The organism is Pedobacter quisquiliarum, assembly GCF_014642175.1.
GTDB classification, from domain to species: domain Bacteria; phylum Bacteroidota; class Bacteroidia; order Sphingobacteriales; family Sphingobacteriaceae; genus Pedobacter; species Pedobacter quisquiliarum.
The window spans coordinates 202,552-226,667 of the sequence record NZ_BMIL01000008.1 but is presented as its reverse complement, the minus strand read 5'-3'; the positions used below and the strand labels follow the sequence as shown (position 1 = coordinate 226,667).

General features: G+C 44.8%; 21 protein-coding genes. 12 read left to right on the top strand and 9 right to left on the bottom strand.

Going from position 1 to position 24,116, the window contains the following annotated elements; genetic code table 11:
- Positions 1 to 97: 97 nt before the first annotated feature.
- Entirely contained in the window at positions 98 to 1,339 is a 1,242-nt protein-coding gene (gene rocD / locus IEW69_RS13260) for an ornithine--oxo-acid transaminase (RefSeq protein WP_308420587.1), read from the bottom strand.
- A 206-nt stretch (positions 1,340 to 1,545) separates the two neighbouring features.
- Here rocD and IEW69_RS13255 point away from each other — a divergent pair, with 206 nt between their 5' ends.
- A complete protein-coding gene (locus tag IEW69_RS13255) occupies positions 1,546 to 2,304 on the top strand; it encodes a hypothetical protein (RefSeq protein WP_188627346.1) in 759 nt (252 codons plus the stop codon).
- A gap of 66 nt (positions 2,305 to 2,370) precedes the next feature.
- Here IEW69_RS13255 and IEW69_RS13250 read toward each other — a convergent pair whose 3' ends face one another.
- The 3 genes from IEW69_RS13250 to IEW69_RS13240 all read right to left on the bottom strand — a co-directional run bounded on the left by IEW69_RS13250 (position 2,371) and on the right by IEW69_RS13240 (position 7,975).
- Entirely contained in the window at positions 2,371 to 3,858 is a 1,488-nt protein-coding gene (locus IEW69_RS13250) for a RagB/SusD family nutrient uptake outer membrane protein (protein ID WP_188627345.1), read from the bottom strand.
- Positions 3,859 to 3,873: 15 nt separating this feature from the next.
- Entirely contained in the window at positions 3,874 to 7,044 is a 3,171-nt protein-coding gene (locus IEW69_RS13245; protein WP_188627344.1) for a SusC/RagA family TonB-linked outer membrane protein, read from the bottom strand.
- 418 nt (positions 7,045 to 7,462) lie between these two features.
- Positions 7,463 to 7,975 carry a DUF6141 family protein gene (locus IEW69_RS13240; protein ID WP_188627343.1) on the bottom strand — a complete coding sequence of 171 codons (513 nt, stop codon included), beginning with the start codon at positions 7,973 to 7,975 and terminating at the stop codon, positions 7,463 to 7,465.
- A 200-nt stretch (positions 7,976 to 8,175) separates the two neighbouring features.
- On the opposite strand from IEW69_RS13240, the gene msrA reads away from it, so the two are divergent.
- The gene (gene msrA / locus IEW69_RS13235) at positions 8,176 to 8,673 is read left to right on the top strand and encodes a peptide-methionine (S)-S-oxide reductase MsrA (RefSeq protein WP_188627342.1); all 498 of its coding nucleotides are present in this window, start codon (positions 8,176 to 8,178) and stop codon (positions 8,671 to 8,673) included.
- Positions 8,674 to 8,849: 176 nt separating this feature from the next.
- Complete coding sequence (locus tag IEW69_RS13230; protein WP_188627341.1) at positions 8,850 to 9,470, top strand: DUF6266 family protein; 621 nt, start codon at positions 8,850 to 8,852, stop codon at positions 9,468 to 9,470.
- On the opposite strand, the gene IEW69_RS13225 is transcribed toward IEW69_RS13230, so the two are convergent.
- Entirely contained in the window at positions 9,467 to 10,924 is a 1,458-nt protein-coding gene (locus IEW69_RS13225) for an ATP-dependent DNA helicase (RefSeq protein WP_188627340.1), read from the bottom strand. The two genes, IEW69_RS13230 and IEW69_RS13225, sit on opposite strands and share 4 nt — an antisense overlap.
- 52 nt (positions 10,925 to 10,976) lie before the next feature.
- Here IEW69_RS13225 and IEW69_RS13220 point away from each other — a divergent pair, with 52 nt between their 5' ends.
- Genes IEW69_RS13220 through coaD form a run of 3 tightly spaced genes read left to right on the top strand, consistent with a single transcriptional unit; the run spans position 10,977 to position 12,812 of the window.
- Complete coding sequence (locus IEW69_RS13220) at positions 10,977 to 11,813, top strand: DUF3822 family protein (protein ID WP_188627339.1); 837 nt, start codon at positions 10,977 to 10,979, stop codon at positions 11,811 to 11,813.
- Positions 11,804 to 12,349: an RsmD family RNA methyltransferase gene (locus IEW69_RS13215; protein ID WP_188627338.1), complete on the top strand. Its 546-nt coding sequence runs from the start codon at positions 11,804 to 11,806 to the stop codon at positions 12,347 to 12,349. Before IEW69_RS13220 ends, IEW69_RS13215 begins: the two co-directional genes overlap by 10 nt.
- Before the next feature lies 1 nt (position 12,350).
- Positions 12,351 to 12,812: a pantetheine-phosphate adenylyltransferase gene (gene coaD, locus IEW69_RS13210; protein ID WP_188627337.1), complete on the top strand. Its 462-nt coding sequence runs from the start codon at positions 12,351 to 12,353 to the stop codon at positions 12,810 to 12,812.
- Between the two features lie 38 nt (positions 12,813 to 12,850).
- Here coaD and IEW69_RS13205 read toward each other — a convergent pair whose 3' ends face one another.
- Positions 12,851 to 13,462 carry an NUDIX hydrolase gene (locus tag IEW69_RS13205; RefSeq protein ID WP_188627336.1) on the bottom strand — a complete coding sequence of 204 codons (612 nt, stop codon included), beginning with the start codon at positions 13,460 to 13,462 and terminating at the stop codon, positions 12,851 to 12,853.
- Between IEW69_RS13205 and pyrE the strand changes: the two genes are divergently transcribed.
- The 5 genes from pyrE to IEW69_RS13180 all read left to right on the top strand — a co-directional run bounded on the left by pyrE (position 13,461) and on the right by IEW69_RS13180 (position 19,181).
- A complete protein-coding gene (gene pyrE / locus IEW69_RS13200) occupies positions 13,461 to 14,102 on the top strand; it encodes an orotate phosphoribosyltransferase (protein ID WP_188627335.1) in 642 nt (213 codons plus the stop codon). The genes IEW69_RS13205 and pyrE overlap by 2 nt on opposite strands.
- Positions 14,103 to 14,123: 21 nt before the next feature.
- On the top strand, positions 14,124 to 14,522 hold the full coding sequence (locus tag IEW69_RS13195; RefSeq protein WP_188627334.1) for an SRPBCC family protein: 399 nt from the start codon (positions 14,124 to 14,126) through the stop codon (positions 14,520 to 14,522).
- A 126-nt stretch (positions 14,523 to 14,648) separates the two neighbouring features.
- Entirely contained in the window at positions 14,649 to 15,425 is a 777-nt protein-coding gene (locus IEW69_RS13190) for a PKD domain-containing protein (protein ID WP_188627333.1), read from the top strand.
- Positions 15,426 to 15,557: 132 nt separating this feature from the next.
- Complete coding sequence (gene clpB / locus IEW69_RS13185) at positions 15,558 to 18,167, top strand: ATP-dependent chaperone ClpB (RefSeq protein WP_188627332.1); 2,610 nt, start codon at positions 15,558 to 15,560, stop codon at positions 18,165 to 18,167.
- A 405-nt stretch (positions 18,168 to 18,572) separates the two neighbouring features.
- Positions 18,573 to 19,181, top strand: coding sequence for an outer membrane beta-barrel protein (locus IEW69_RS13180; protein ID WP_188627331.1), 609 nt, complete (start codon positions 18,573 to 18,575; stop codon positions 19,179 to 19,181).
- A gap of 97 nt (positions 19,182 to 19,278) precedes the next feature.
- On the opposite strand, the gene IEW69_RS13175 is transcribed toward IEW69_RS13180, so the two are convergent.
- A complete protein-coding gene (locus tag IEW69_RS13175) occupies positions 19,279 to 21,795 on the bottom strand; it encodes a S9 family peptidase (protein WP_188627330.1) in 2,517 nt (838 codons plus the stop codon).
- Positions 21,796 to 21,949: 154 nt separating this feature from the next.
- Between IEW69_RS13175 and IEW69_RS13170 the strand changes: the two genes are divergently transcribed.
- On the top strand, positions 21,950 to 22,819 hold the full coding sequence (locus IEW69_RS13170; RefSeq protein WP_188627329.1) for a polysaccharide deacetylase family protein: 870 nt from the start codon (positions 21,950 to 21,952) through the stop codon (positions 22,817 to 22,819).
- Between the two features lie 168 nt (positions 22,820 to 22,987).
- Here IEW69_RS13170 and IEW69_RS13165 read toward each other — a convergent pair whose 3' ends face one another.
- A complete protein-coding gene (locus tag IEW69_RS13165; RefSeq protein ID WP_188627328.1) occupies positions 22,988 to 23,440 on the bottom strand; it encodes a GreA/GreB family elongation factor in 453 nt (150 codons plus the stop codon).
- 2 nt (positions 23,441 to 23,442) lie between these two features.
- Complete coding sequence (locus tag IEW69_RS13160; protein ID WP_188627327.1) at positions 23,443 to 24,021, bottom strand: nitroreductase family protein; 579 nt, start codon at positions 24,019 to 24,021, stop codon at positions 23,443 to 23,445.
- Positions 24,022 to 24,116 lie beyond the last annotated feature (95 nt).

Genomic DNA, 24,116 nt, shown 5'->3' with positions numbered 1-24,116 from the left:
AGCAGAAAACCTTTGTCTTCTGCTCCTTTTTACCCTTTAATTCAAAAGGACTTTTTCAGTGGCCTCTTTAACAATCATCCCTTTTTCTATTTACCACCTATCCTTTGCTATACTGTTCCAAAGTCTTTCTAATAATTGCTAAACTTTCCTGCATCTCCCCTTCCGTAATCACCAAAGGCGGCGCAAAGCGGATGATATGTCCATGGGTAGGTTTAGCCAGTAAGCCCATATCCTTCAACGCAACACACAAATCCCATGCAGTACGGCCATCAGCCTGTTCAACAATCTCCACCGCATTCATCAAGCCGCGTCCACGAACAACAGAAATGACTCCTGGAAACTGCTCCTGGAGTTCCTGCAAGCCAGAACGGAACAATTCTCCCATCCTTGCTGCGTTCTCAGCCAGTTGCTCATCCTCAACCACGGCCAGAGCCGCCATCGCAACGGCACAGGCCAAGGGATTGCCCCCAAAAGTTGACCCATGCTCACCAGGTTTAATCGTCAGCATGATCTCATCATCAGCCAGCACGGCTGAAACCGGTAGCACGCCGCCAGATAAAGCCTTGCCCAAAATCAGCACATCCGGACGAACATCATCATAATTGCAAGCCAGTAACATCCCTGTACGTGCTATGCCCGTCTGTATTTCATCCGCAATAAACAAGACGTTATGCTGCTTACATAAGGCATAAGCCTTAGACAAATAGCCGTCGGCCGGCAGTTTAATTCCTGCTTCACCTTGTATAGGTTCTACCAGAAAAGCACAAACATCAGGGTTTTGCAACTGCGCTTCCAATGCTTCCAGGTTGTTGTGTGGCACGGAAACATAACCAGACATATATGGACCAAAGTTACTCGTGGCGCTCGGGTCCGTAGAGAAAGAAATAATACCTGTGGTACGACCATGGAAGTTCTCATCTGCAACAATAATCGTCGCTTTCTGATCAGGGATGCCCTTCTTCACGTAACCCCACCTTCTGGCAAGTTTAATGGCCGTCTCCACCGCTTCAGCACCAGAATTCATCATCAGCACTTTCTCATAACCAAAGTAACTGGTTATGTATTGCTCGCATTCACCAAGTTTGGAGCTGTAGAAAGCACGGGATGTCAGTGTAAGTTGACTGGCCTGTGCAGTTAACGCCTCAATGATGCGCGGATGGCAGTGCCCCTGGTTTACTGCACTATATGCAGAAAGAAAATCGAAGTACCGCTTACCCTCGGGGTCCCAGACGTGAACGCCTTTACCCCGATCTAACACCACCGGAAGCGGATGATAATTATGTGCACCGTATTTATCTTCAAGTGCGATAGCCTCCTGGCTGGAAATCATTCTTTTCATAGCATCATGTTATATGGCCCAAATTACAAATTCTGCGCAGCAATCAGAATCAAAGCAGCTAAAGGACAGCGTCCTCCGCACTGAATGCTCAATTAGCTTCTCAATTCGGCTCAGCTTCTACACGAATTTTCCCGTTTTCCAATTTACACATGTCGCAGCATAGCTAAAGCCTTAATTTCGCTGCACATCTAAAATAAACATCCCCTATGACCTCATTTTACCGCAACACCATCTTTGCAGCATGCTGCCTAGCAATGCTCGCTTCCTGTGAAAAGAAAACGACAGATCTGGATAAATTGGAAGCTAAAAAAACCGGCATTTCCGCAGAAAAGGTTTATCCATTAGCCGGCAATGACATGTCTACGAACATCCTGCCTAAAAAGAATCTGCCAGCAGCAGTGCTCACAAACTACTATGATGTAAAAGTCAAACTGATAGACACCGTATGTGATGAGTACCTGAAAGAAACTAGAAAATTCGATATATCTAAGCTGAAGGATGGTGAATTTACATACGACATTAAAGACAAGAAGATTACCCTATCTTCAACCATGGGCTTTAAGAAATTAAACAATGGACCTAAAGGCTGGTGGACACACTGGAACTACAGTCCTTACACCGAGTCTGAATACCCGAATGTACTTTTCGCGGAAAGCGAAGAAGGCTTCGTATCCAATGTCATGATCCTTAACCTGAACAAAAAAGTGACAACATTCGGCTTCGAAATTGCCCCAAATGCGACAGGCATGGACCTCAACGTTAATGTAAGTTACCAGGAAGAAGACAGCAAACTGGAGAATGAGCTTTTCAGCGTAAATCAAACAGTAAGCGCTCCATCAGGTGCCAGATTAATTGCGGTGAAATCACAAACACCATTCAAAAAGATTACCATAGTCCTGGAAAACAAGAAGCCGGAGCTGCCAGGTTTAGCCATCTCGAACATCCGATATACACTAGCAAAATAATAAAACACCTTTAACAAGAAAGGGCATTCCAAACGGAATGCCCTTTCTTGTTAGAAAACAAATCTGCTATTGCGGATTCTGAACCACAACACCATTACTAAAGTTGATTTCATCCTGTGGAATCAGGAACTGCCAGCGCACATCACCTGCAGGAACCTCAAGAACGCCGTTTGCATAACTTGCATTATGGTTAGCACCATTCCGGTTTAGCGGTGAATTTGTACGTTTCAAGTCGTAGAAACGGAAACCTTCACCCCATAGCTCCACGCGTCGCTGTAACATGATTTCGTTGATCAGCGCTTCACCAGTATTGGTAGACTGCACATAAGAGGGATCCCTGTTCACCGCCAATGGGTAAAGTGCCGCAGCAGCGCCAGCGTTATCACCGCTTCTTGCCAATGCTTCAGCCTCAATCAGGTACATTTCCGCAGCACGCATGTACGGCACATCGCCGATACTTAAGCTTGGATCTGCTACCCTGAACTTTCTACTCATGTATGGCGCTCTGATGGACGCAGAAGTTGGTATTGGGAAAGTGGTATTTGTTCCAGTCGGATCCCAAACTTCTTTACGTACGTCAGTCGGGGAAATGGTATTGTACAAGGTAGAAGAGATCGACTTCGGACTGGTGCGGATTACCGTAGAACTATAATTCGCAGACATGTACGCGAAGAAAGAATAGAAATAACTGGTCTGATCCGATTGGATTCTTGATGCCCAGATCCATTCCGGATTGTCATAATTGTTAAAACCAGCTAAATACTGCGTATTGCTCATCAAAGTATAACCCGTTCTCGCGGATTTTGCAGCTGCGGCAGCTGCTGCCCAGTCACCCTGAACCAACGCGACACGAGCCTTGATACCTTGTGCGGTATTTACATTCAAATGCGATTTATTTACGCCTTTATAGTTTACAAGATCCGTGATGGCCTGATTAATATCTGTGTTAATCTGTGCATATACTTCTGCAACGGTGCTTCTTGGCGTGGGTGTAGTTTTTGGATCAAGCACCAGCGGTACGGCAAGTGACGAATTCTGTGCTCCCGGAACATACCGCTCTCCGAAAAGTTGTACCATCTGGAAGTATGCCCAGGCACGATAAGCAAGTGCTTGCCCCCTGATGGCCATCTTATCTGCCTCAGGCCCTTCCGCGCTTTTGATATTCGCAAGGATCATGTTTGCATTACCGATGATCACATAGTAGAATTGATAGTTGTAAAACAGCATGCTGCTTGTCGCATCACGGTGTCTGATCCAACGGTATTCAGGCAATAACCAGGTACTCGATGAGGTATTAAAAACCATATCTTCACCCAGGATATCCATGTAAAGCATATTACCACTCTGCCCGCCTTGTGCCTGCACACCAAATATCTGTGAGTACATGGTGCGGTGTATACCGTTTAATGCTGCCCAGGCATTCTTTGTGGTGCCGAATGCCGTACCAGTTTCCACCTGATCGGTGGGGGTTGTTTGAAGAAATTCCTTCTTGCAGGCGGTTCCTGATATGATCACCAGTAAACCGAGTACAATTTTGTTATATATAAATTTCATGTTCTTATTGCTAGATTAAAAGTTCACGTTTACACCAACCGAGATGGTTCTGCTGAAGTTGTAGTTGTTTCCAACGGTACCGTTAAATGAAGTTCCCGGGAACATGCCTCTTCTTTTTGAAGCCAGCGCTAGGTTTTCACCGCTCACGTAAATACTTGCCGACTGTGCCTTAATGGCCGTCATCCAGTCTTTCGGAAGTTCATAATTCAGGGTCACTCTATTCAGCTGGAAATAACTTGCATCAACAAGGAATCTACTACTTTGACCAGCAAAGTTCGCCACCTGGCCGTTGTCCAATCTTGGCACGTTCGTCACGTCACCAGGATTTTTCCAGCGGTTCAATGCATCAACATGCAAAGCTGTACCATAGTTACCACCGTGCATTAAAGCTGCATAAGCGCCATCATACACCTTACCGCCAGTCTGGAAATTGAATTGTACATCAAGACTGAAGTTTTTGTATCCGAAGTTGTGCGTCATAGATCCATAGATGTCTGGAATCGCACTATCACCAGTGTAACGGTAGTTTGCTTCACCCAGTACGCTGGTTACGGTATCAGCACCAATGATCTTGGTGTTGTTCGTCTGGATGTTTGTTTTATATAGCGCATTTCCATTTTCCGGATCAACACCGTAGTAATCACGCAGGTAGAAGTCGTAAATAGAATGACCTACACTGTACCCTTTGGTTCCATCCTGGATCAGCGGCGAATTTTCCGGCATCTTCGTTATTCTGTTTTTAAAGGAGGTCAGGTTTAACGTTGTGGTGTAACTGAAAGCACGACCCTTAACGATTTGGCCAGTTAAGGTCAACTCACCACCTGAATTGTATAGATTACCAATATTTGTCGGAATGGTAAAGTTTCCGTCGTTGTAACTACCACCATTAGATAGCGGCTGCTGAACCTGGAAAATTAAACCATCTGTTTTTCTTTTAAAGTACTCTACACTACCACCAAGACGGCCACCGAACATGCTAAAATCAACACCTGCATCAAAGTTCTTTGAGGTTTCCCAGGTCAGGTCAGGGTTGGATAGTGAACGCTGGATGATACCGGCTTCAGTCTGGTTATTTCTGCCAAGATCATACAATGCCTGATATGGATAGTATCCTAAGCCACCATCATTTCCAAGCACACCATATGATGCACGAAGTTTCAACTGATCTACCCAGCTCGCTTTAAAGAAGGATTCACGGTTGATGTTCCAGCCCCCACTTACGGACCAGAAGTTTGCCCACCTTACACTTGGTGAAAACTTCGAGTTACCATCGCGTCTGAAGCTACCGCTGAAAAGGTATTTCGAATCATAGTCATAAGATACTCTTGACAAATAACTTTCGATGGTCGCATTATCTTCGTATGAAGTTGTACCCAATACCGTCGCAAAGTTTACCAGTTCGGTAATACCATCCACGATGATACCGCTACGGCTACCAGATAGATAGTTGTACTTGTAACCGTAGTTCTCATGACCTGCGAGTACTTGTAGATTATGCTTGTCAAAGCGCTTGTTATATTCCGCAAGTTGCGAGAAGGTGTAACTTGTGGTACGATACAGGTATTGGTAAGCTCTTCCAGATGGTGCACCATCACCCACGTTAGGGTTATCATAGGTGCGGTCCTGTGTATCCTGGAAGTCAAAACTCAATCTTGCAGTCGCTTTCAGTCCTGGTAGGATGTGCACGCTACCAAAAGTTCGGGCACCGATCGCACCTCTCACCTGGTTCTGGCGATCGTTCAGGTTTTCATAGATAGTGTGACGACCAGATGCAAATGGACGACCATCACCGAAATCGTACTGTGGCTGACCGTTAGCATCCAGCACCAATGCCCCGTTTGCATCATGCAAATGCACCGGATAAATTGGCGCAATCATTCTGGAGATGTAAAATGGATTGATGAAACTGGTTCCACCATCGGCATTATCGTAACGTGATTTAGAATACGTACCATTCAGGTTCAAGCCAGTGCTGAACCAGGTTACTGGTTGCGTATTGAGGTTCAAACGTCCATTGAAACGCTTTAAGCTGGAGTTAATCAAATATCCCTCATCATTGGTGTAACCCAATGATCCAAAATAATCCGACTTTTCACTTCCGCCAGAATAAGACATAGTGTAATTCTGACGCTTTTTACCACCTTGCATGGCTTGGTCTGCCCAGTCTAAATCATCCGCATACAAAAGGCTTGCTGCAGGATTAAGCACACCTTCTGCGGAGACAATCTGGTTATCAGCAACGTTGAAAGGATTATAGCCTAACAAACTTTTAATACCGCTGTATCTGCTGCCATTATAAGTGGTGATGTTCCCTGAAGCAATACCACCAGCTATGTCCAATGGAATTTTCGAAGATCCGTAGGCCAGGGTATTTCTTTGAACTTCCCACATTAAAGGGTAATACTGAAAAGCGTCTACGCGCTCATACTCTGGCAAACCGCGACTTACCCAGCCGGTATTTGCTTTGAAGTTCAGTGTCTGACGACCAGCTTTTCCTTTTTTAGTGGTGATTAGCACCACGCCGTTACCAGCTCTTGAACCGTAAAGGGCGGCTGTTGCCGCATCTTTTAAGAGGGACACAGACTCAATGTCTGCAGGGTCAATGTTAGAAATGGCGCCGTCGTAGACACTACCATCAACAACATAAAGCGCGTCGTTAGAGGCAGAGATAGATCCAAATCCACGAATACGAATCCCCGGTGTAGAACCTGGTGCACCGCTGGAGGTGGTTGCCTGAATACCTGGTGCGGAGCCTGCAACAGCACTCATCACGTTGGTAATTGGTCTGTTCTCAAAATCAGCACTATTGATCTGCGCAGAAGACCCGGTGTAGGTATTCTTGTTTGCAGTACCATAAGCAACGATCAGGACTTCGCTAAGTTGATTCTGATCAGGCGCCAGCGTGAGGTTTACTGTGGTTCTGTTGCCGGCATTGATTTCCTGACTTGCGTACCCAACATAGCTGAACACCAAAACTGGCGTGCCGCCTGCTGGTACTTTAATGGAATAGGTACCGTTAATTCCAGTCTGACTGACTACGCTGGTTCCTTTGACTTTGATGCTTACACTGGGCATTGGGAGCCCATCATCTTTTGAGGTGACTGTTCCGGTTATTGTTTTAACCTGCGCATAGGCAGAGCCAACAATAAGGAACAAAAACAATAAACTTTGTACGAGTTTTTGCATTTGTACTGGTTTTAGGTTAGGGAATTGACAATTAAGTCTAAGGTATCACATTCCTAAAATAAAAAAGGCAAAAAGCCGTTGTGTAAAATATTTTATACAAAATCTAAATAGAAAACAGCTTAAATATTGCTGCATTATCAAAATTCATGGATAAAATTGGGACGAAAACCAGAAATAAAAGTGCTATGCCTGCATAACATCAGTATTTAATGGGAATTTTAAGGATAAAAAATCACAAGATAGACCTTGAAAGCCCAAATTCACGAGTTTTTGGTGCTTAATTAAGCAAATAAACGAACATATAAAGCAGAAATGCAGTACTACAACTCAATTTAGTCGCTATTCTAAGATAAAAAATCGTGAGCATCTATCAAAATTTATTTTTACAAAAAGAATATGCGTTCAGGCCAGACTGCAATTAATCTCGCAGCTGCCCCATTGCCTTCAATGCAGAAGAAAGCCCCTTCGGATTGTTGGTGCCAATCAGCAATTTCTTCTGGTCCACAAACTCCAGTTGCAAGCCTTGATTCCCAGAGACGTTGAAAGCGGTTCCCTTGCCAAACATCCCATACCTTAAGCCCCAGCCTCCATATTCTGTGATTGCCGAATATTTGCGCACATAAGATCTGTTGATCCTGGACCATGGATAGTGTTTGAACTTGAGGTGAAAAGGGAAAAATCTTACGTAAATACCGTCAGCCTTAATAAGCGTTTCAAGCCGAAGGCTATAGAAAAATGCGCTAAACAGGAAACTAACAAGCGTTGCAACCGTAACGCCGGTGTCTCTCATTGGATTGTCTCCAACAGGCTGCCCTGTAATCACCTGCTTATAAAATCCATAAATGAAAACCAGGTTCAATACAACCAGGATCAGCCACAACCACCACTGCGTAAATCTTTGTATTTCTTTATAAACGTAATTTTGCTCCATAACTGTTTCTTCAATCGTGCCAGACACGAAAGCTTAAGCTTACTGCTGTTAGGCATCTCCGGATCCAAAATAGGAAAAAATACACAGCTAAAAGTCATAATCCCGAACAGGCACGCTAAGCCGGCAAAGCACCCGAACAATTACGATTTCCAAGTTGTTTAGCCGATAACTTATACATTTGTTGTCTAGAAATAAATCATATGAATACTGAAAAAGCAATATTAGCCGGTGGATGTTTTTGGGGTATGGAGGAGTTGATTCGCCAATATCCAGGTGTTATATCCACGGTCGTTGGTTATACAGGTGGCGATGTGCCCAACGCAACTTACCGCAACCACGGAACGCACGCGGAAGCGATTGCGATTACCTATGATCCCGCGCAGCTGTCATACCGCAAATTGTTGGAGTACTTCTTTCAAATCCATAATCCAACAACCAGAAACAGGCAGGGAAATGACATCGGCGTATCTTACCGCTCTGCCATATTCTACTTAAATGAAGAACAGCAGGAAGTTGCCAATACCCTGATTGCTGAAATGGATGCATCCGGTATCTGGCCGGGTAAGGTCGTAACTGAGGTGGTTCCGGCGGGCGACTTCTGGGATGCAGAAGAAGAGCATCAAGCTTATCTGCAGAAAAATCCTTACGGATATACCTGCCACTTTGAAAGACCGGAGTGGGCATTGGAAGCCAATTAAAAAGAACACGGAGCATAAATTCAAGCACACCTTAGCCACACCTGGCGCACACCTTATCCACACCTCGCCCACGCAAAGTGTGGGTAAGGTGTTTTTCTTGTGTTATTAAATTGTTTAACAATCACGATTTCTGATGAGCTTTTTTGTATCTTTAAGAAACAAATTAACGTTCTCAGATGGCAAAATATCGACAAGGAATAAATGGCGTGTTCGTCGGCAAAGTGGGTACCGTGGTTGGTTGTGTATGGAAAGGCATACCTTACATGCGGGCGAAAGGCCGCCCACGCACTAGCGAACCCAGCGAAAAAGAAGAAACCAATAGAAACAAGTTCAAGACTGCACATGCCTGGCTACAGCCCTTGCTCGACTTTCTTCGGGTCGGCTTCGCAGGTTATACCGCCACATCCGAAGGCTACAATGCAGCAAAATCTTATAACCTGAAAAACGCCATACTACAGGGCGAAGTTATGCCGGAGCTGGTCAAGGTCAGCTATGGTGATCTTCCGCTTTCAGCGGACATCAGTTGCGAACTGCAGGAAAACAAGCTCCATTTTAGTTGGTCGCCAGATTACATACCCGAAACAAGCAACAAAGATCAGGCGATGGTACTCGCCTATCATCCCGAAAGCCGGACCATGGTATATGATGTTCACGGGTCTTTCCGGAATGTGGGCCATCACGTCATGGATACCTACAAGGCCTTTCTAGGACAAACCATCCATGTCTATGCGGCATTTATTTCTGCGGACAGGACGAGACAGAGCAACAGCCAATATCTGGGCACAATAGATTGCTAATACTCTTCTTCCGGCGCGGGGGACAGGAAGAGTGTCTGTGCGAAGTTTACCAGGAACAGCTGCCTTTTGGCACGCGTAATGGCGGTGTACAGCCAGCGGAGAAAGTCCAGATCAATCATCTCTTCTGTTAAGTATCCCTGATCTACAAATACAGCGTCCCATTGTCCACCCTGGGCTTTATGGCAGGTGACGGCGTAGGCGAACTTAATCTGCAGGGCATTGTAATATGGATCTTCCTTTATGGCAAGGAGTCGCTCCTTCTTGTTGGTAATGTGTGCATAATCCAGACTGATTTCCTCGAAAAGCTTTCTGCTGTCTTCATAAGCGAGGTTAGGACTCTCCGAGGTGAGCGTGTCCAGCATAACCTTACAGGTGATGCTGCCGGCGTCGGGGTAATCTAGAAATTCCAATTGCACTTCCGAAAAGCGGAAGCCATAACGTTCCTCCTGATTACGAACCCTGGTAATTTTGGCCATATCGCCATTAGCAATGAAAGAAGTCGCTTCATTATCTGGTAACCAGAAGTAGTTGTTGCGCACCACCATGATCTGATCACCCCCGGTAAGCTCTTCATCGCGGTACAAAATTCTCGCCCTGATCTGCTGGTTATAAATGTTTGCAGATTTATTGGATCGGCAGACAACCAGGGTATTCTCCATATCGAATTTGCCATAAGCATATTCCAGACCTTCAACCAGTTTTAATCCTGTCATGCGGAAGATATCCTTATAGCCACTGGTGTAAAACTTTGGTATGGGTAGCGCGCCTTCCATATCTTCTGGCATCTCATTTTCATACTGGAAAATCATCTCCCGCAGCATGGTCGCATTCGCCAGAATACCCGAGGTTTTCTCCTGGCGCACAACTTCCCGCAGTTCGACTTCCTTAACACTCTTATAAAAGGTGCCTGCGATGTAAGCGCCGTTAAGCGCAGGACTCTCCATGCTGCCCACAGGTGGAAGCTGGGCAGTGTCGCCGACAAATATCACTGCGCAATTCTTACGATTGTAGACATAGTCCATCAGATCTTTCAGAAAGGAGGAACCCGTCTGGGTGTTCCACTCATCTGCGATCATGGATGCTTCATCAATGATAAACACGGTATGTTCCGCCAGATTGGGTGCCAGCTGAAAGCTCATGTCTGTAGAGACAGCCGACTTTTTCCGGTAAATTCTCTTGTGAATGGTAAGGGCTGTTCGGCCGGAATAGTTGCTCATCACCTTTGCTGCGCGGCCAGTTGGGGCAAGCAAGGCTGCACGAAGACGAAACTTGGGCAGGGCTTTTACCAGGGCAGCAACAGAGGTTGTTTTTCCGGTACCGGCATAGCCACGAAGGATAAAACATTGGCCATCGAGCGGTTGCGATAAAAACAGCGCCATCTTTCTACAAAATTCCAGCTGTTCGGCAGTAGGTGTAAATTGATAGGATTGGGCAATCAATTGGGCTTTATCCATTTTACAAATATGCAATGCTGTGGTTATAGAAAAAAGGATTAATTTTGCTAAGATGAATAACAAAAACAGCATCTTATTGGAGGATCCGGCATTTGATCCGGTAGCGGCTTTAAATTGTAATTTGTTGTTGAAGATTACGGCAGATAGCTTTTCCTATGCCATTGTTAACACTGTCGAGCAGAAAGTTGAAGTGGTTTACGATTGCCAGGACTTCCAGCCTACAGCATACAATCTTTCTTCTACCATTCTTTCAGATCCTTATTTAAGCCTGCTGTTTAATCGTGTCAAGATCTCGTCGTACACGACCAATACCGTGTCGATACCAAAGACACTTTACACTGAAGCGGTTGCTGCACCCTACTTGCAATACTTCAGCGACCTGGACCATTATTCCTCCAATGTGTACACGGCTGCTTATTCCGGACAGGATTTTACGAATCTATTTCTGCTTCCGAATGCTGTAGAATCCGCCCTTAAATCACACTGGCGTGAAGCAGGCACCTATGAGCAGACCGCCGGATTGCTGGCCTTAAATGCAGGAGCCGCAACACAGCAGTTTTATCTTGATTTTACCGCAGGGTCTTTTCAGGCAATGTTACTTCAACATGGAAAGATGATCTTCCAGAACGTTTTTCAGATTGAAAACGCGGAGGAATTCCATTACTACTTACTGCTACTCCTGAAGCAGCTCAACATCGACACAACGCAAACCAGACTACTTGCGAGCGGGATCTTTAATGAGGGCGACGAACAATACGATATCCTGATGAAATACTTCCCGGCGATACAACTTTGCACACCTGCTGAAGATCTTACCAACAATTCTATCCTGGAGGATATGCCTCCACATTATTATACCAGCTTACTAGCACTGAATCTATGCGAATAATTGGAGGAAAACTTAAGGGCATCCGCATGAATGCGCCAGCAAGTTTACCCGTTAGACCGACTACTGACATGGCCAAAGAAGCCTTGTTTAACATACTATATAATACGTACGATTTCGACAATTGTGAGGTGCTGGATTTATTCTCCGGTACGGGGAACATCAGCATTGAATTTGCCTCCCGTGACATCAAAAGTGTGACATCAGTAGATAAACACTCCGGCTGTGTTTACTGGCTGGAGTCCGTGATCAAGAAATATGAGCTGAATCAGATCCACACCATCAAAGGTGATGTGTTTAAGTTCCTCGATCAGCATAAGAAGTCGTACCAGATCATTTTTGCAGATCCGCCATACGACCTGCCGAACATCCCGCAGATTGCGGAAAAGGTTATTAAGAACGGGTTATTAACCGATAATGGCGTGCTGGTTATTGAACATCCCTCCTTCCTGAAGCTTAACTTTCTTGAAGGTTTTACCGAAACGCGCCGATACGGTAACTCTTCCTTCAGCTTTTTTGAAAACCCAGTAGAAGCATAGTATGAAAATAGCACTATTTCCAGGTTCTTTCGATCCCATAACGATTGCGCATGTGGATATTCTGAAGCGATCTTTGCCCCTGTTCGACAAGATTGTTGTGGGCATAGGCCTCAACAGTTCAAAACAGGGATTTCTTTCTGCAGATAAGCGTGAAGAGATTGTACGAGCGGTATTTCAGGATGAAGCAAATATTGAAGTGCAGACCTATGAAGGCCTGACGGTAGATTTTTGCAAGAGAATTAAGGCAACTTATATGGTGAGAGGCATCCGCTCGGTAGCAGATTTTGAGTACGAGCGTGCTATCGCGCAGATCAATCAGACGATGATGCCGGAAGTGGAGTCGATCTTCATACTGAGCAAACCGGAATATTCAGCCATCAGTTCTACGATTGTGCGCGATATTTTGCGTAATGGTGGAGATGTAAGCTCCTTTCTCCCGAAAGAAGCCATACAGTATCTATAAAAAAGCGGATTGAAGCAGTTGAGCTGCTGTTGATTTTACTAGAGCAGGTCGCCCGACTTTAGCACATCAAGGATAAGTGGGTAGGTGTTTTTCAACACTGGGGCAAGCTCGTTTGGAGTTAGCCATTCTGCTTTGGTGATACCCTCTTCTTTTTGCGGCACCAGCTTCGGTGAGCCCTTTACAGTCATGCTGTACCAGTTGGTTTTTTTCAGCACAATGCGGTTGTTCATCTCATAGATGTGGTAGGTTCTGCAGAGTTTTTCTTTGTTTTTGAAGATTTTCACCCCACATTCTTCTTCAACCTCACGTAAAGCGGCTTCCTTCATTTTTTCGCCCTTTTCTACTTTACCCTTCGGAAGATCCCAGCGTTTGTTCCTGAAAATGAACAAGTAGCCTTTATCTGCATTTTTTACAAGTCCGCCAGCGGCTTTGATGAGCTGACAGGATTCTTTGATCCTTTTAAAAACGACTTTAGGAGATTCTGTTAGAATCACATAATGACCAGCTGATCCTTTACTAAGATTTTTATAAAATGTTTTAAATTCAAACCCTTCAGCTTCAAGAAGTTGGAGATTCTCGACTTCATCAGGCATCGTGTCTGATATAAACAAACTGTTATCGTTGATATAAATTCTGTAATTTTGGATCATGTTTAATAAAAGTGATATTGAATTAAAGGTAGCTGAATTTCTTTTACAAATTAAAGCAATAAAGTTACAACCTAATAATCCATTTACGTGGGCCTCGGGTTGGAAATCCCCTATTTATTGCGATAACAGAGTTACGCTTTCCCATCCTTCAATAAGAACCTACATCAGACAGAAGCTTACACAGCTGGTTCAGGAAGAGTATGGATCTGTTGATCTTATTGTTGGTGTTGCCACCGCTGGTATACCACAGGGCGCATTAGTTGCACAGGAACTTGGTTTACCCTTTGCTTATGTTCGTGCAAAAGCAAAAGAACATGGAACTGGCAGTTTAATTGAAGGGGAAATTGTAGAAGGCCAACGCGTTGTACTTGTAGAAGACCTAATCTCTACCGGAAAAAGCAGCTTAGCTGCTGTAGCGGCATTGCGAGATGCAGGTTTGTCTGTAGCAGGATTGGTGTCCATCTTTACCTATGGTTTTGACGTAGCTGAGGAGAACTTTAAGGCGGCGAAATGTCGTTACACTTCCTTATCAAACTACGAGACCCTGATCGACTATGCATCCGAACACAGCATTATCGCAGGAACTGACATTGAGTTGCTTAAAAAATGGCGCGAGAACCCTGCTGAGTGGGGTAGATAAGATTTAAAAACCAAATATTATATGACCATCATAGAGAGTACAACAGAAATAAACCAGCCCGTAGAGGCTGTTTATGCCTTTCTTTCAAATCTGAACAACCATCAACAACTGATGCCAGAGAACATCTATAACTGGTCATCAACAGAGGATGAAGCGAGTTTCACGATTCAGAACATGGCTAAACTTGCCATTAAAATCAATACGCGCATTGAAAATCAGGAGCTTACAGCAATCCCCTCTGAAAAGGCGCCCTTTGATGTGGAACTTAAATGGAATGTAGCGCCTAATGCTAATGGCGGCACAACTGCAAAGCATACCATCACTGCAGATTTAAACATGATGATGAAAATGTTGGCTTCCGGGCCACTACAAAAATTAGCGGACCACCAAACCAGCAAACTTGCTGAAATGCTGGTTTAAGCTCATTTAATAATATATGCTTACGAGCCCCCACACTGTGGGGGCTTTGTTGTTATGCAACAAATGAATTACAGATTGTCTGGCGATGCGGTTTATTTGTAACTTTTACAAACATTAACGCGAATCATGAAGAAAGCATTACTACTCCTCACCCTTTTTACGCTAAGTTTTGTCGGTTGCAAAAAAGACGAGCTTAAGCCCGAGCCTAGCGCCGATTTCACTTTTGGTAGAGAGAATGTCTCTAATTATGTAAGTCGGGATTCCTTTTGGGGCGTGCCGACGAATGGATCTACTAATGCCGTTTCTTATCTCTGGGATTTTGGTGATGGCCGAACAAGCAATGAAAAAGCCCCAGAAATATCATATAAAAAAGCTGGAACTTACATTCTCAGCATGACTGCTACGAGTGCTGATGGTAAAACAGCCACGACTAGGAAGTCAATTACGATCCTAAAACCTTTCATCAAGAACTTTATCATAGAAAACCTTTCAGGATGGGAAGGCTTCGACTTTCACACCTTAAAGAAATTCAACGGCGGCGATGTCTGGGTGGAGGTCTATAAACCGGTGAAAGGTGTAGCTTATAAGATGCAGCCGAACTCCTTATATGATTATCCGCTATATTACAAGAGCGATGTTATTAAGAATGTACCCGCTAGTTCAACAGGATTTATAAACATCGACGTTAATGAACAGATTAGTTTAGCTGGCATCATTGAGCGGGACGCTGATTATGTCTTTACTGTTTTCGTTAGAGATCAGGCGGGTACGCACGTACTGATCAGTTCTGATCTCCAAGCAATTGCTTCTAATACGCTACCCACCGGTTATGACTTGCTCACTTACAAGTGGAAAAAAGGATATGCTGGCTCATCAGCAGCACTGGTTTTCACCTATAGATAACACTTACAGACATTTTTACAGTTAAACAGATTCATAAACAGCCAATTAGTCTGTTCAACTTCTTATTACAGGACAGTTTTTCCTAGTCTTGCTTTATACAGTGCATGGCATCTGTTTTGTGCCAAAGCAAGTATGAACTTCAACAACTTTACAATCAAAGCCCAGGAAGCAGTTCAACAGGCTTCAGCAATAACCGAAGGCAATCAGCAACAGGCTATTGAGACCGCACACCTACTTAAAGGTTTGCTAAATGTTGATGAGAACGTGGTTTCTTACGTATTGAAGAAGCTAAACGTAAACTTAAATGTACTAAACCAATATCTGGATGCCCAGATTAGCAAATACCCGAAGGTAAGTGGAAGTAATGTCTACCTATCCTCCGGCGCAAATACGGCTTTGCAAAAAGCACAATCTTACCTTAAAGAGTTTAAAGACGAGTTTGTATCCGTAGAGCACCTGCTGCTTGGGATCCTTGCCGCGAACGACAATACATCCAAACTTCTGAAGGATATGGGTGTAAATGAAAAAGATCTTAAGACCGCAATTGTTTCCCTACGTGGTGATAACCGGGTAACGGACCAGAATGCGGAGGCGACCTATAATGCCTTAAATAAATATGCACGTAACTTGAATGAGTATGCGGAATCTGGTAAGCTGGATCCGGTTATTGGCCGTGATGAGGAAATCAGACGGGTAATTCAGATTCTATCCCGCAGGACTAAAAACAACCCTATCCTTATTGGGGAGCCAGGTGTTGGTAAGACCGCCATTGCGGAAGGTATCGCATTTCGTATCATTAAAGGCGACGTGCCGGAGAACCTCAAGACCAAGACTGTATTTTCTTTAGATATGGGTGCACTGATTGCCGGTGCAAAATATAAAGGGGAGTTTGAAGAACGTTTGAAAGCCGTGGTTAAAGAGGTGCAACAGAGCGAGGGCGATATCATCATGTTTATTGATGAGATCCATACGCTGGTTGGTGCCGGCGGCGGTGAAGGTGCCATGGATGCTGCAAACATACTTAAACCTGCCCTAGCCCGCGGTGAACTTCGTGCAATTGGTGCAACTACCCTTGATGAGTACCAGAAGTACTTTGAAAAGGATAAAGCACTGGAAAGACGTTTTCAGAAAGTGAACGTTGATGAGCCGGATACACAAGATGCGATTTCCATTTTGCGTGGCTTAAAGGAACGCTATGAAACACACCACAAGGTGCGTATTAAAGATGAGGCCATTATTGCTGCAGTAGAACTCTCCCAACGGTATATTTCCGACAGGTTCTTGCCAGATAAAGCAATTGACCTGATGGATGAAGCCGCATCTAAGCTGCGCCTGGAAATGGACAGTGTACCAGAAAATGTGGATGAGCTGGACCGCAGAATTATGCAGCTGGAGATTGAACGAGAGGCCATCAAGCGTGAAAACGACGAGAAAAAGGTGGCATCCTTAGGTGAAGAGATTGCAAATCTTTCTGCGGAGCGGGATGCGCTTAAAGCGAAATGGCAGGCAGAAAAAGACCAGGTAGAGCTGGTGAACAGCTTATCTGAACAGATCGAAAGCTACAAGCTTGAGGCCGCACAAGCAGAGCGTGCAGGTGATTACGGCCGTGTGGCGGAGATCCGTTACGGTAAAATTAAAGAAGCACAGGATAAAGCTGCTCAGGTGAAAGCCGAGCTGGAAGGTCAGCAGGCAGAAAGCCGCATGCTTAAAGAGGAAGTTACTGCCGACGATATTGCGGGTGTAGTGGCGCGTTGGACAGGTATTCCGGTGACGAAGCTGATTGCAAGTGAACGCGCGAAGCTGCTGCACCTGGAAGCGGAACTGCATAAACGTGTGGCCGGTCAGGATGAAGCGATAGAAGCCATCTCCGATGCCATTCGCAGGTCCCGCGCCGGATTGCAGGATAAGCGCAAGCCCATTGGGTCCTTTATTTTCCTGGGCACAACGGGTGTGGGTAAAACCGAGCTTGCAAAAGCTCTGGCGGAGTTCCTGTTCAATGATGAAAATGCAATGACCAGGATCGACATGAGTGAGTACCAGGAACGTCATGCGGTTTCCAGACTGATCGGTGCGCCTCCGGGATATGTAGGATACGATGAAGGTGGGCAGCTGACTGAAGCGGTGCGTAGAAAGCCTTATTCAGTAGTTTTGCTGGACGAGATCGAAAAAGCCCACCCGGATGTGTTTAACATCCTGCTGCAGGTGCTTGATGATGGCCGGTTGACCGACAACAAAGGTCGCTTGGTGAACTTCAAGAACACGATCATCATCATGACATCGAATATCGGCTCCCATCTGATCCAGGAAAACTTCAAAGAGCTGATCGATGAGAACAGGGATATGCTGATTGCGAAAACAAAGAATGAGGTGTTTGAGCTCTTAAAGCAGACCATCAGACCAGAGTTCCTGAACCGTATCGACGAGCTGATCATGTTCACGCCTCTAAACCGTGAGGAGATCAGAGGCATTGTTACTTTACAGTTCAGACATGTACAGGAGACGCTTAAAGATATGGGTGTTGAAATCGAAGCTACGGATGAAGCATTGGATTGGCTTGCAGAGCTTGGCTATGATCCACAGTTCGGCGCACGTCCATTGAAGCGTGTTATCCAGAAACGTATTCTGAACGAGCTTTCTAAAGAGATCCTCGCTGGTAATATTGATAAGGATAGTAAGATTAAACTCGACATGTTCGATCACAAGTTTGTTTTCTTAAACATGAAGCCAGAGACCGTTAGCTAGTGGTTGCTAGCACAAGTTTTTGACAGCATGCACAAGCATGGCTAATTGAAAGCCGCCCCTGAATTTCGCAAGGGCGGCTTTTTCATGTTCAAGGGTTATTGAGACGGCTTGTCAGTCTAAATTGTCTATTTTGGCATCTTTATTACTGACAATCTTTCTAAATTAGTCAGACTGCATCTTTCAATTACATGACCTTAGTGTTACAATAACACTTAGTTGTGTCACTGCAAAATAATAAACGCTCTATTTGGATTTCTTATTTAGTTATTAACTAGCAAGTTAGACAAAAACGTGCTTTATTCCACATTTAAGACATGTTGGCTTTGGCACAGCTATTGACTATATGACATCGTTGGTCAGGATATAAAAACAAAATGGCCACGTTGAACATTAAAATTTAAGAAAATGAAAAAGTTATTATTATCAATTTTTGCAGTAGCTGCTTTAGGTTTTAGTACTCAGGCACAAACAGAAAAAGGAAAAGTTATGTTGGGTGGTAACATTGCATTTGATAGTCAAAAAAGCGATGCAGCAAATTCGAAAGCAAACACCAGCTTTGAGATTGTTCCTAGTGTAGGTTACTTTGTTTCAGATAACATTGCAGTAGGTACTGGTATTGGTTACAGCTACGATAAGAACATTGGTACAACTAAAAACGAAGCGTTTGTTGTAAGTCCATTTGGTCGTTACTACACAAACATTTCAGAGCAGTTCAAATTCTTCGGACAATTAGCAGTGCCTATGCAGTTCGGTTCAGCACATGCTGTTGACGCACAAGGTGATGAAGGTGCAAAATTAGGTAAGTCTACTCAAATCGGCGTAGCATTATCTCCAGGTTTTGCTTTCTTCCCTACTAAGAAAATCGGTATTGAATTGGCTTTAAACGGTTTAAGCTACACTAACTACCGTGTTGAAGACGCTAATGAAAACGACGTTAAAGGCGCAGGTTATGACAACGTAAGTTTTGGAACTAACTTTTTCGCTCCAAAATTGGGTATCCAATTCCACTTTTAATAAAACACAACACACAATAAACCCATCTGCTGAAATCTGTCATGTGATTAAGCAGACATCAAAAAAAAGCATCCCTAGGGATGCTTTTTTTATGTGGTTACTTTTTGTTCTTACCATTTCGTTCTTTTTCCCTGTCGATTTCGACGATATCGACTTTGTCCGGGCCCTCGAAATCACCGATGAGGTATCTGTTAAAGTGATCTGCAAGTTTCCAGAAAGCATATTCTGTTAGGTCTCCAAAAGCATGACGTTGTCCTGGAAGGATCACGAACTCAAAGCGTTTACCGGCCTTCATCAATTCATTTGCAAGTCTGATGGTGTTTGCCGGGTGTACGTTGTTGTCGATATCACCAGTCATAATCATCAAGTGTCCTTTCAGGTTAGCTGCAAGCTCTGGGTTCTTGTCGATGCTGTAAGTGAAGGTGGTGTCTCCTTTGGAATCGATTACTTCCTTCACCCCGTGGTGTTTCTCACTCCACCAGCGATTGTATATACTGTTATCGTGGTTACCAGCTTTCGATACTGCCGCTTTGAAGAAGTCGGGGTAAACCAGCATGGCTGCAGTAGACATGAATCCACCACCGGAATGGCCAGTGATGCCCACCCTACTCGCATCAATGAAGTTATGACGTGCAGCCAGTTGTTCTACTGCTGCTTTTTTATCTGCCAGGCCGTAGTCTCTCAGATTGCCGTAGCCGAAGGTATGGTACCATTTGGAGCGTGCCGGGTTTCCACCGCGATTACCCACAGAAACAACGATGTAACCTAGCTGCGCAAGGCGGTCGGTGTTGTCCATGCTTTTGGTGAAAGCCTTATTTACCGCTTCCGTTTGTGGCCCAGGATACACGTACTCTATGATTGGGTATTTCTTGTTTGGGTCAAAGTCGAAGGGCTTGTACATAACACCATAAATGTCTGTAACGCCATCATCTGCTTTAACTTTGAAAGGCTCAGGGAATTTGTACCCTGCGGCCATTAGCAGGGAAAGATCAGCGGTCTCCAGGTTCATTACTGGATTACCTTTGCTGTCCATGACCATTGCTTTCGGTGCTGTATTTACCCTGGAGAAGTTGTTCACGAAGTATTTGGCCTCGTCATTCATGCTTACGGCATGATCAAAGTTCCCTGGGTTCAGCAACTTCATGCCGCTTCCGTCGAAGTTGACGCGGTAAAGGTGCTGGTAGTAAGGATCTTCACCGGCTTCACGGCCATTTGCAGTGAAGTACAACACGCGGTTCTTCTCATCGATGTTGACGATGCTTTCGCAGTGGAACGCACCTTTGGTGATCTGGTTTTTAAGCTTTCCATTCGCGTCGAAAAGGTAGAAGTGCGCCCAGCCGTCCCGCTCTGACCAATGGATGATCTCCTGACCGTCTTTAACGAGCCCAGGACGATTAATCTCTACATAGGTATTAAAGCGCTCGTCTATCAATGGACTTACTTTTTCCGAGTTGATGTCTATCGTACAGATGTCAACACGCTTTAAGTCTCTGCTGGTACGTGAAAAGTAGATTTTGGAATTGTTGCCGAGCCAGATGGATGGTCTGAATTCATTATCACGGTCTTTGACTAAAGATGGTGCCTGCCATAGGGATACGCTTTGATCTTTGAAGGCGGCGACGTTCAGCTTTTTGTAGGTCTTCGCGGCGAAGTTAAACAGTAATATCTCATCTATTGGTGCTTCTTTTTCACCCGGCATCTGGTATTTGTAGGTCTCGAGGGTTGGGCGGCCCGCTGCAGTGTTGTTGAGCACCCATAGGTCCTTTACCTTCCGGCTGTCCTGGCGGTTCATAACGAAATAGCGCGCGTCGGGCGACCATAGTACGTAAGCACGTCTTCTTTTCTTGTCCTTCTTAAGCACTTCTTCGTTGTTCTCTCCATCGCCATCATTGCCGTAGGCATAAAACTTAACGCCATCCTTGGTAAGCTGATGCTCTACAATCGTGCTGTCTTCTTCATTCTTAACGGCCTTCAGGTAATTGGTCTTATCCATCCAGTAAAGGTTGTAGTTACGGGTGAAAATGACCGCAGAGGAATCCGGTGCAACAGAACCCCAATCCGGCTTCGCCTTAGGCTTGGTATAGTTTGGCACTTCGGTGACCTTGGAAGTTGCAATGTCATAATTGAAGTAGAAGACCTTCTTCTGCAGGGAATCTGCAGCTTTTTTATCTTTTCGGTCAGGTTTGATTTCATCTACCGTGCTTTTGATTTCAAAGCTCAGGCTCTTTTCATCTTTTGCGAACTTCAGGTTTTCGATTGGCAGGTGTTCAGCATCGAAAGGATCACGCACAATCCGCGTGATCTCCGCAGCAAGTTCAGCATTGTTAAAGATCTGCTTCTTTGTCCGCTTCGCGGGATCAACCATAATCCACGATTTACCATTTGGCGTCTCATAAACGTACCAGAAGCGGTTGCTTAACTTCAGCCAATGCGGATCTACCGTGGTTGAATAAACCATCTTCTTCAGTTTGTTTGGGGAGAAACGTGCAGCGAGCGAATAGTTCGCTTTTGGTGCGTCTGAGGTAGGTTCATTTAGGGTGATGGTTCTGGTTTGGGCAACAGCATATCCGGACAGCAGACATGCCACCAGGGAAAATAGGTAGCGTTTTTTCATTACATACATTTAAAGCTCTAAAGTACTCTAAATTGAAAATCGCCGGAGAGAAATGATGTAATAAATAGGATAGTTAATAGTGATGTACCTTTACTATACACATTTTCATACATTTGTGACATATACCGAGAAGTTAATCACCCTTATACGCCTGATGAATAGAATATTTAGACCCTTTGTTGCCGCCGCAATCGTATTATCTGCTGGCTGCTTTTCAAAGTCGCAAACGCCTGTACAACTATCAAATACCTCCGACAGTACCGTTGTAGAAAACCAAACAACGAAAGATACCAAGCCCGTTCGTATTGACGACATCAAGACTGCCGACGCAAAAACCATCCTTGATCGCAAGCAGGTTCCAGTGTTGTGCTACCATCAGATACGTGACTGGAAACCGACGGACTCCAAAGCTGCCAAAGACTACATCGTGCCGGTTGAAACCTTCAAGGCGCACATGAAAATGCTTGCGGACAGTGGATACAACACAATACTCCCAGATGAATATTATGCCTATCTGAACCTCGGCACACCCCTGCCCGAAAAGCCTGTGATGCTGACATTTGATGATACGGAAGCCAATCAGTACCTGATTGCAGCTCCGGAAATGAAGAAGTATGGATTTAAAGCTGTCTATTTCATCATGACAGTTTCGCTTGGACGGCCGAAGTACATGACCAAAGATCAGGTAAAAGGACTATCTGAAGCGGGCCACGTGATTGGTTCTCACACCTGGGATCACCAGAATGTGAAAAAGTACAAAGGCGACGACTGGGTAACGCAGATTGAGAAGCCTACCAAAACGCTGGAAGCCATCACCGGCAAGAAAGTAACGCATTTCGCTTACCCTTTTGGTCTGTGGAACCCGGAAGCATTTCCAGAGCTGAAGAAGCGTGGATTCAAATCGGGGTATATCCTAGCTGAGAAACGCGACCCTTCAGATCCATTGTTTACGATCAGACGAATTATCGCGAGTGGATACTGGGATGCGAAGCGTTTGAACAACAGCATGACCAGAAGCTTCTAACCACAAGGATTAAACATAAAAAAGCGCTTAACATCTTTTTGTTCTAAGATGTTAAGCGCTTTTTCATTTTAGTTTATGCAGGATGTTGCATCATCAATAGTACTCGCAGCCATAATGCATCTCTACCCCGCAAGCTGCTGAGCAATCTACTAACAGTATCTACGGCGTCTATTGAATACTAATGATCTCGTATGCTTTCTGATTAAAAGTAAACGTCTCCCCCACGTGTTTTCCAAGCATCAACTGCCCAACCGGAGAAGCTGCTGAAATCGCGAAAGCGGGTTTACCTTCAACGCTGAGTTGGCCAGCGCTTATGGAAACATAAAACACCCCCTGAGACGTTTCCACCAGACTACCATTCTTCACAGCAGCTGCTGCAGGGACATCAACCAGGGTTTTCAACAAAGCCATGTTCTGCTGTGCGTCTGCCAGGAGCTTCTTATTCCTGAAGATATCCTGCTGCATCATCTCCCTGGTGGTTTCAAACTTATCGCCGGCACTGCTTTTCGTGTCGTCGTTGCTTGCTTCCTGGGCCTGTGCAAGTGCAGTTTCCGCAGTCTCTATCCTGGCTTCAATAAAACGTAGACAAGCTTCGTAAAAGGCTGATTTATTAAACGCCATCACTATTCCTCAATCCACTTAACCTTTTGCTCAATAGGCGTTCTTTTAGCTTCCGCCGCAGGCGCATTGTGGTAGCCCATGTAGAACACGCCGTAAACCTGCTCATCCGGCTGCAAGTCTAAGAATTCACGCATTTTCGCAACAGGGCCCGGTGAACTCCAGTAAGCGCCAATGTTCAATGCCTCAGCAGTAAGTGCCATATTCTGAACAGCACAAGCCAATGCAGCCACTTCTTCCCATTCTGGTAAAAGTGCAGGATTCAACTGCGCCTTCAGAACGATTACGCAACTCGCTTGCTCGAACTTCACGCCGAATGAATCATATTTCTTTTGCAGGAATGACTCTTCAGGTGTGCTCGCTTTATAGGCATTTGCCAGTTCCTGTCCCAGTCTGGTCTTTCCGCCCTTCCTGAAAACAGAAAACCGCCATGGCTCTGTCTTCTTGTGTGTAGGTGCATAATTGGCACTTTCCAGTATGGCTTCTATGGCCTCCACAGGGATTTCCTCTTGTGTAAAGCTTGCCGGAAATATGCTTCTTCTCCTCTTTATAATGCGCTGCAGTACGTCTAGTTCTTTTTCCATAATAGGCTGCAAAGCTAAGTAATTTCTAATAATGCCGGTATTAGCTTGTCTCGGGCCTAAAAAGAATAGTACCAGCCAATTAGCGATTTTATAAA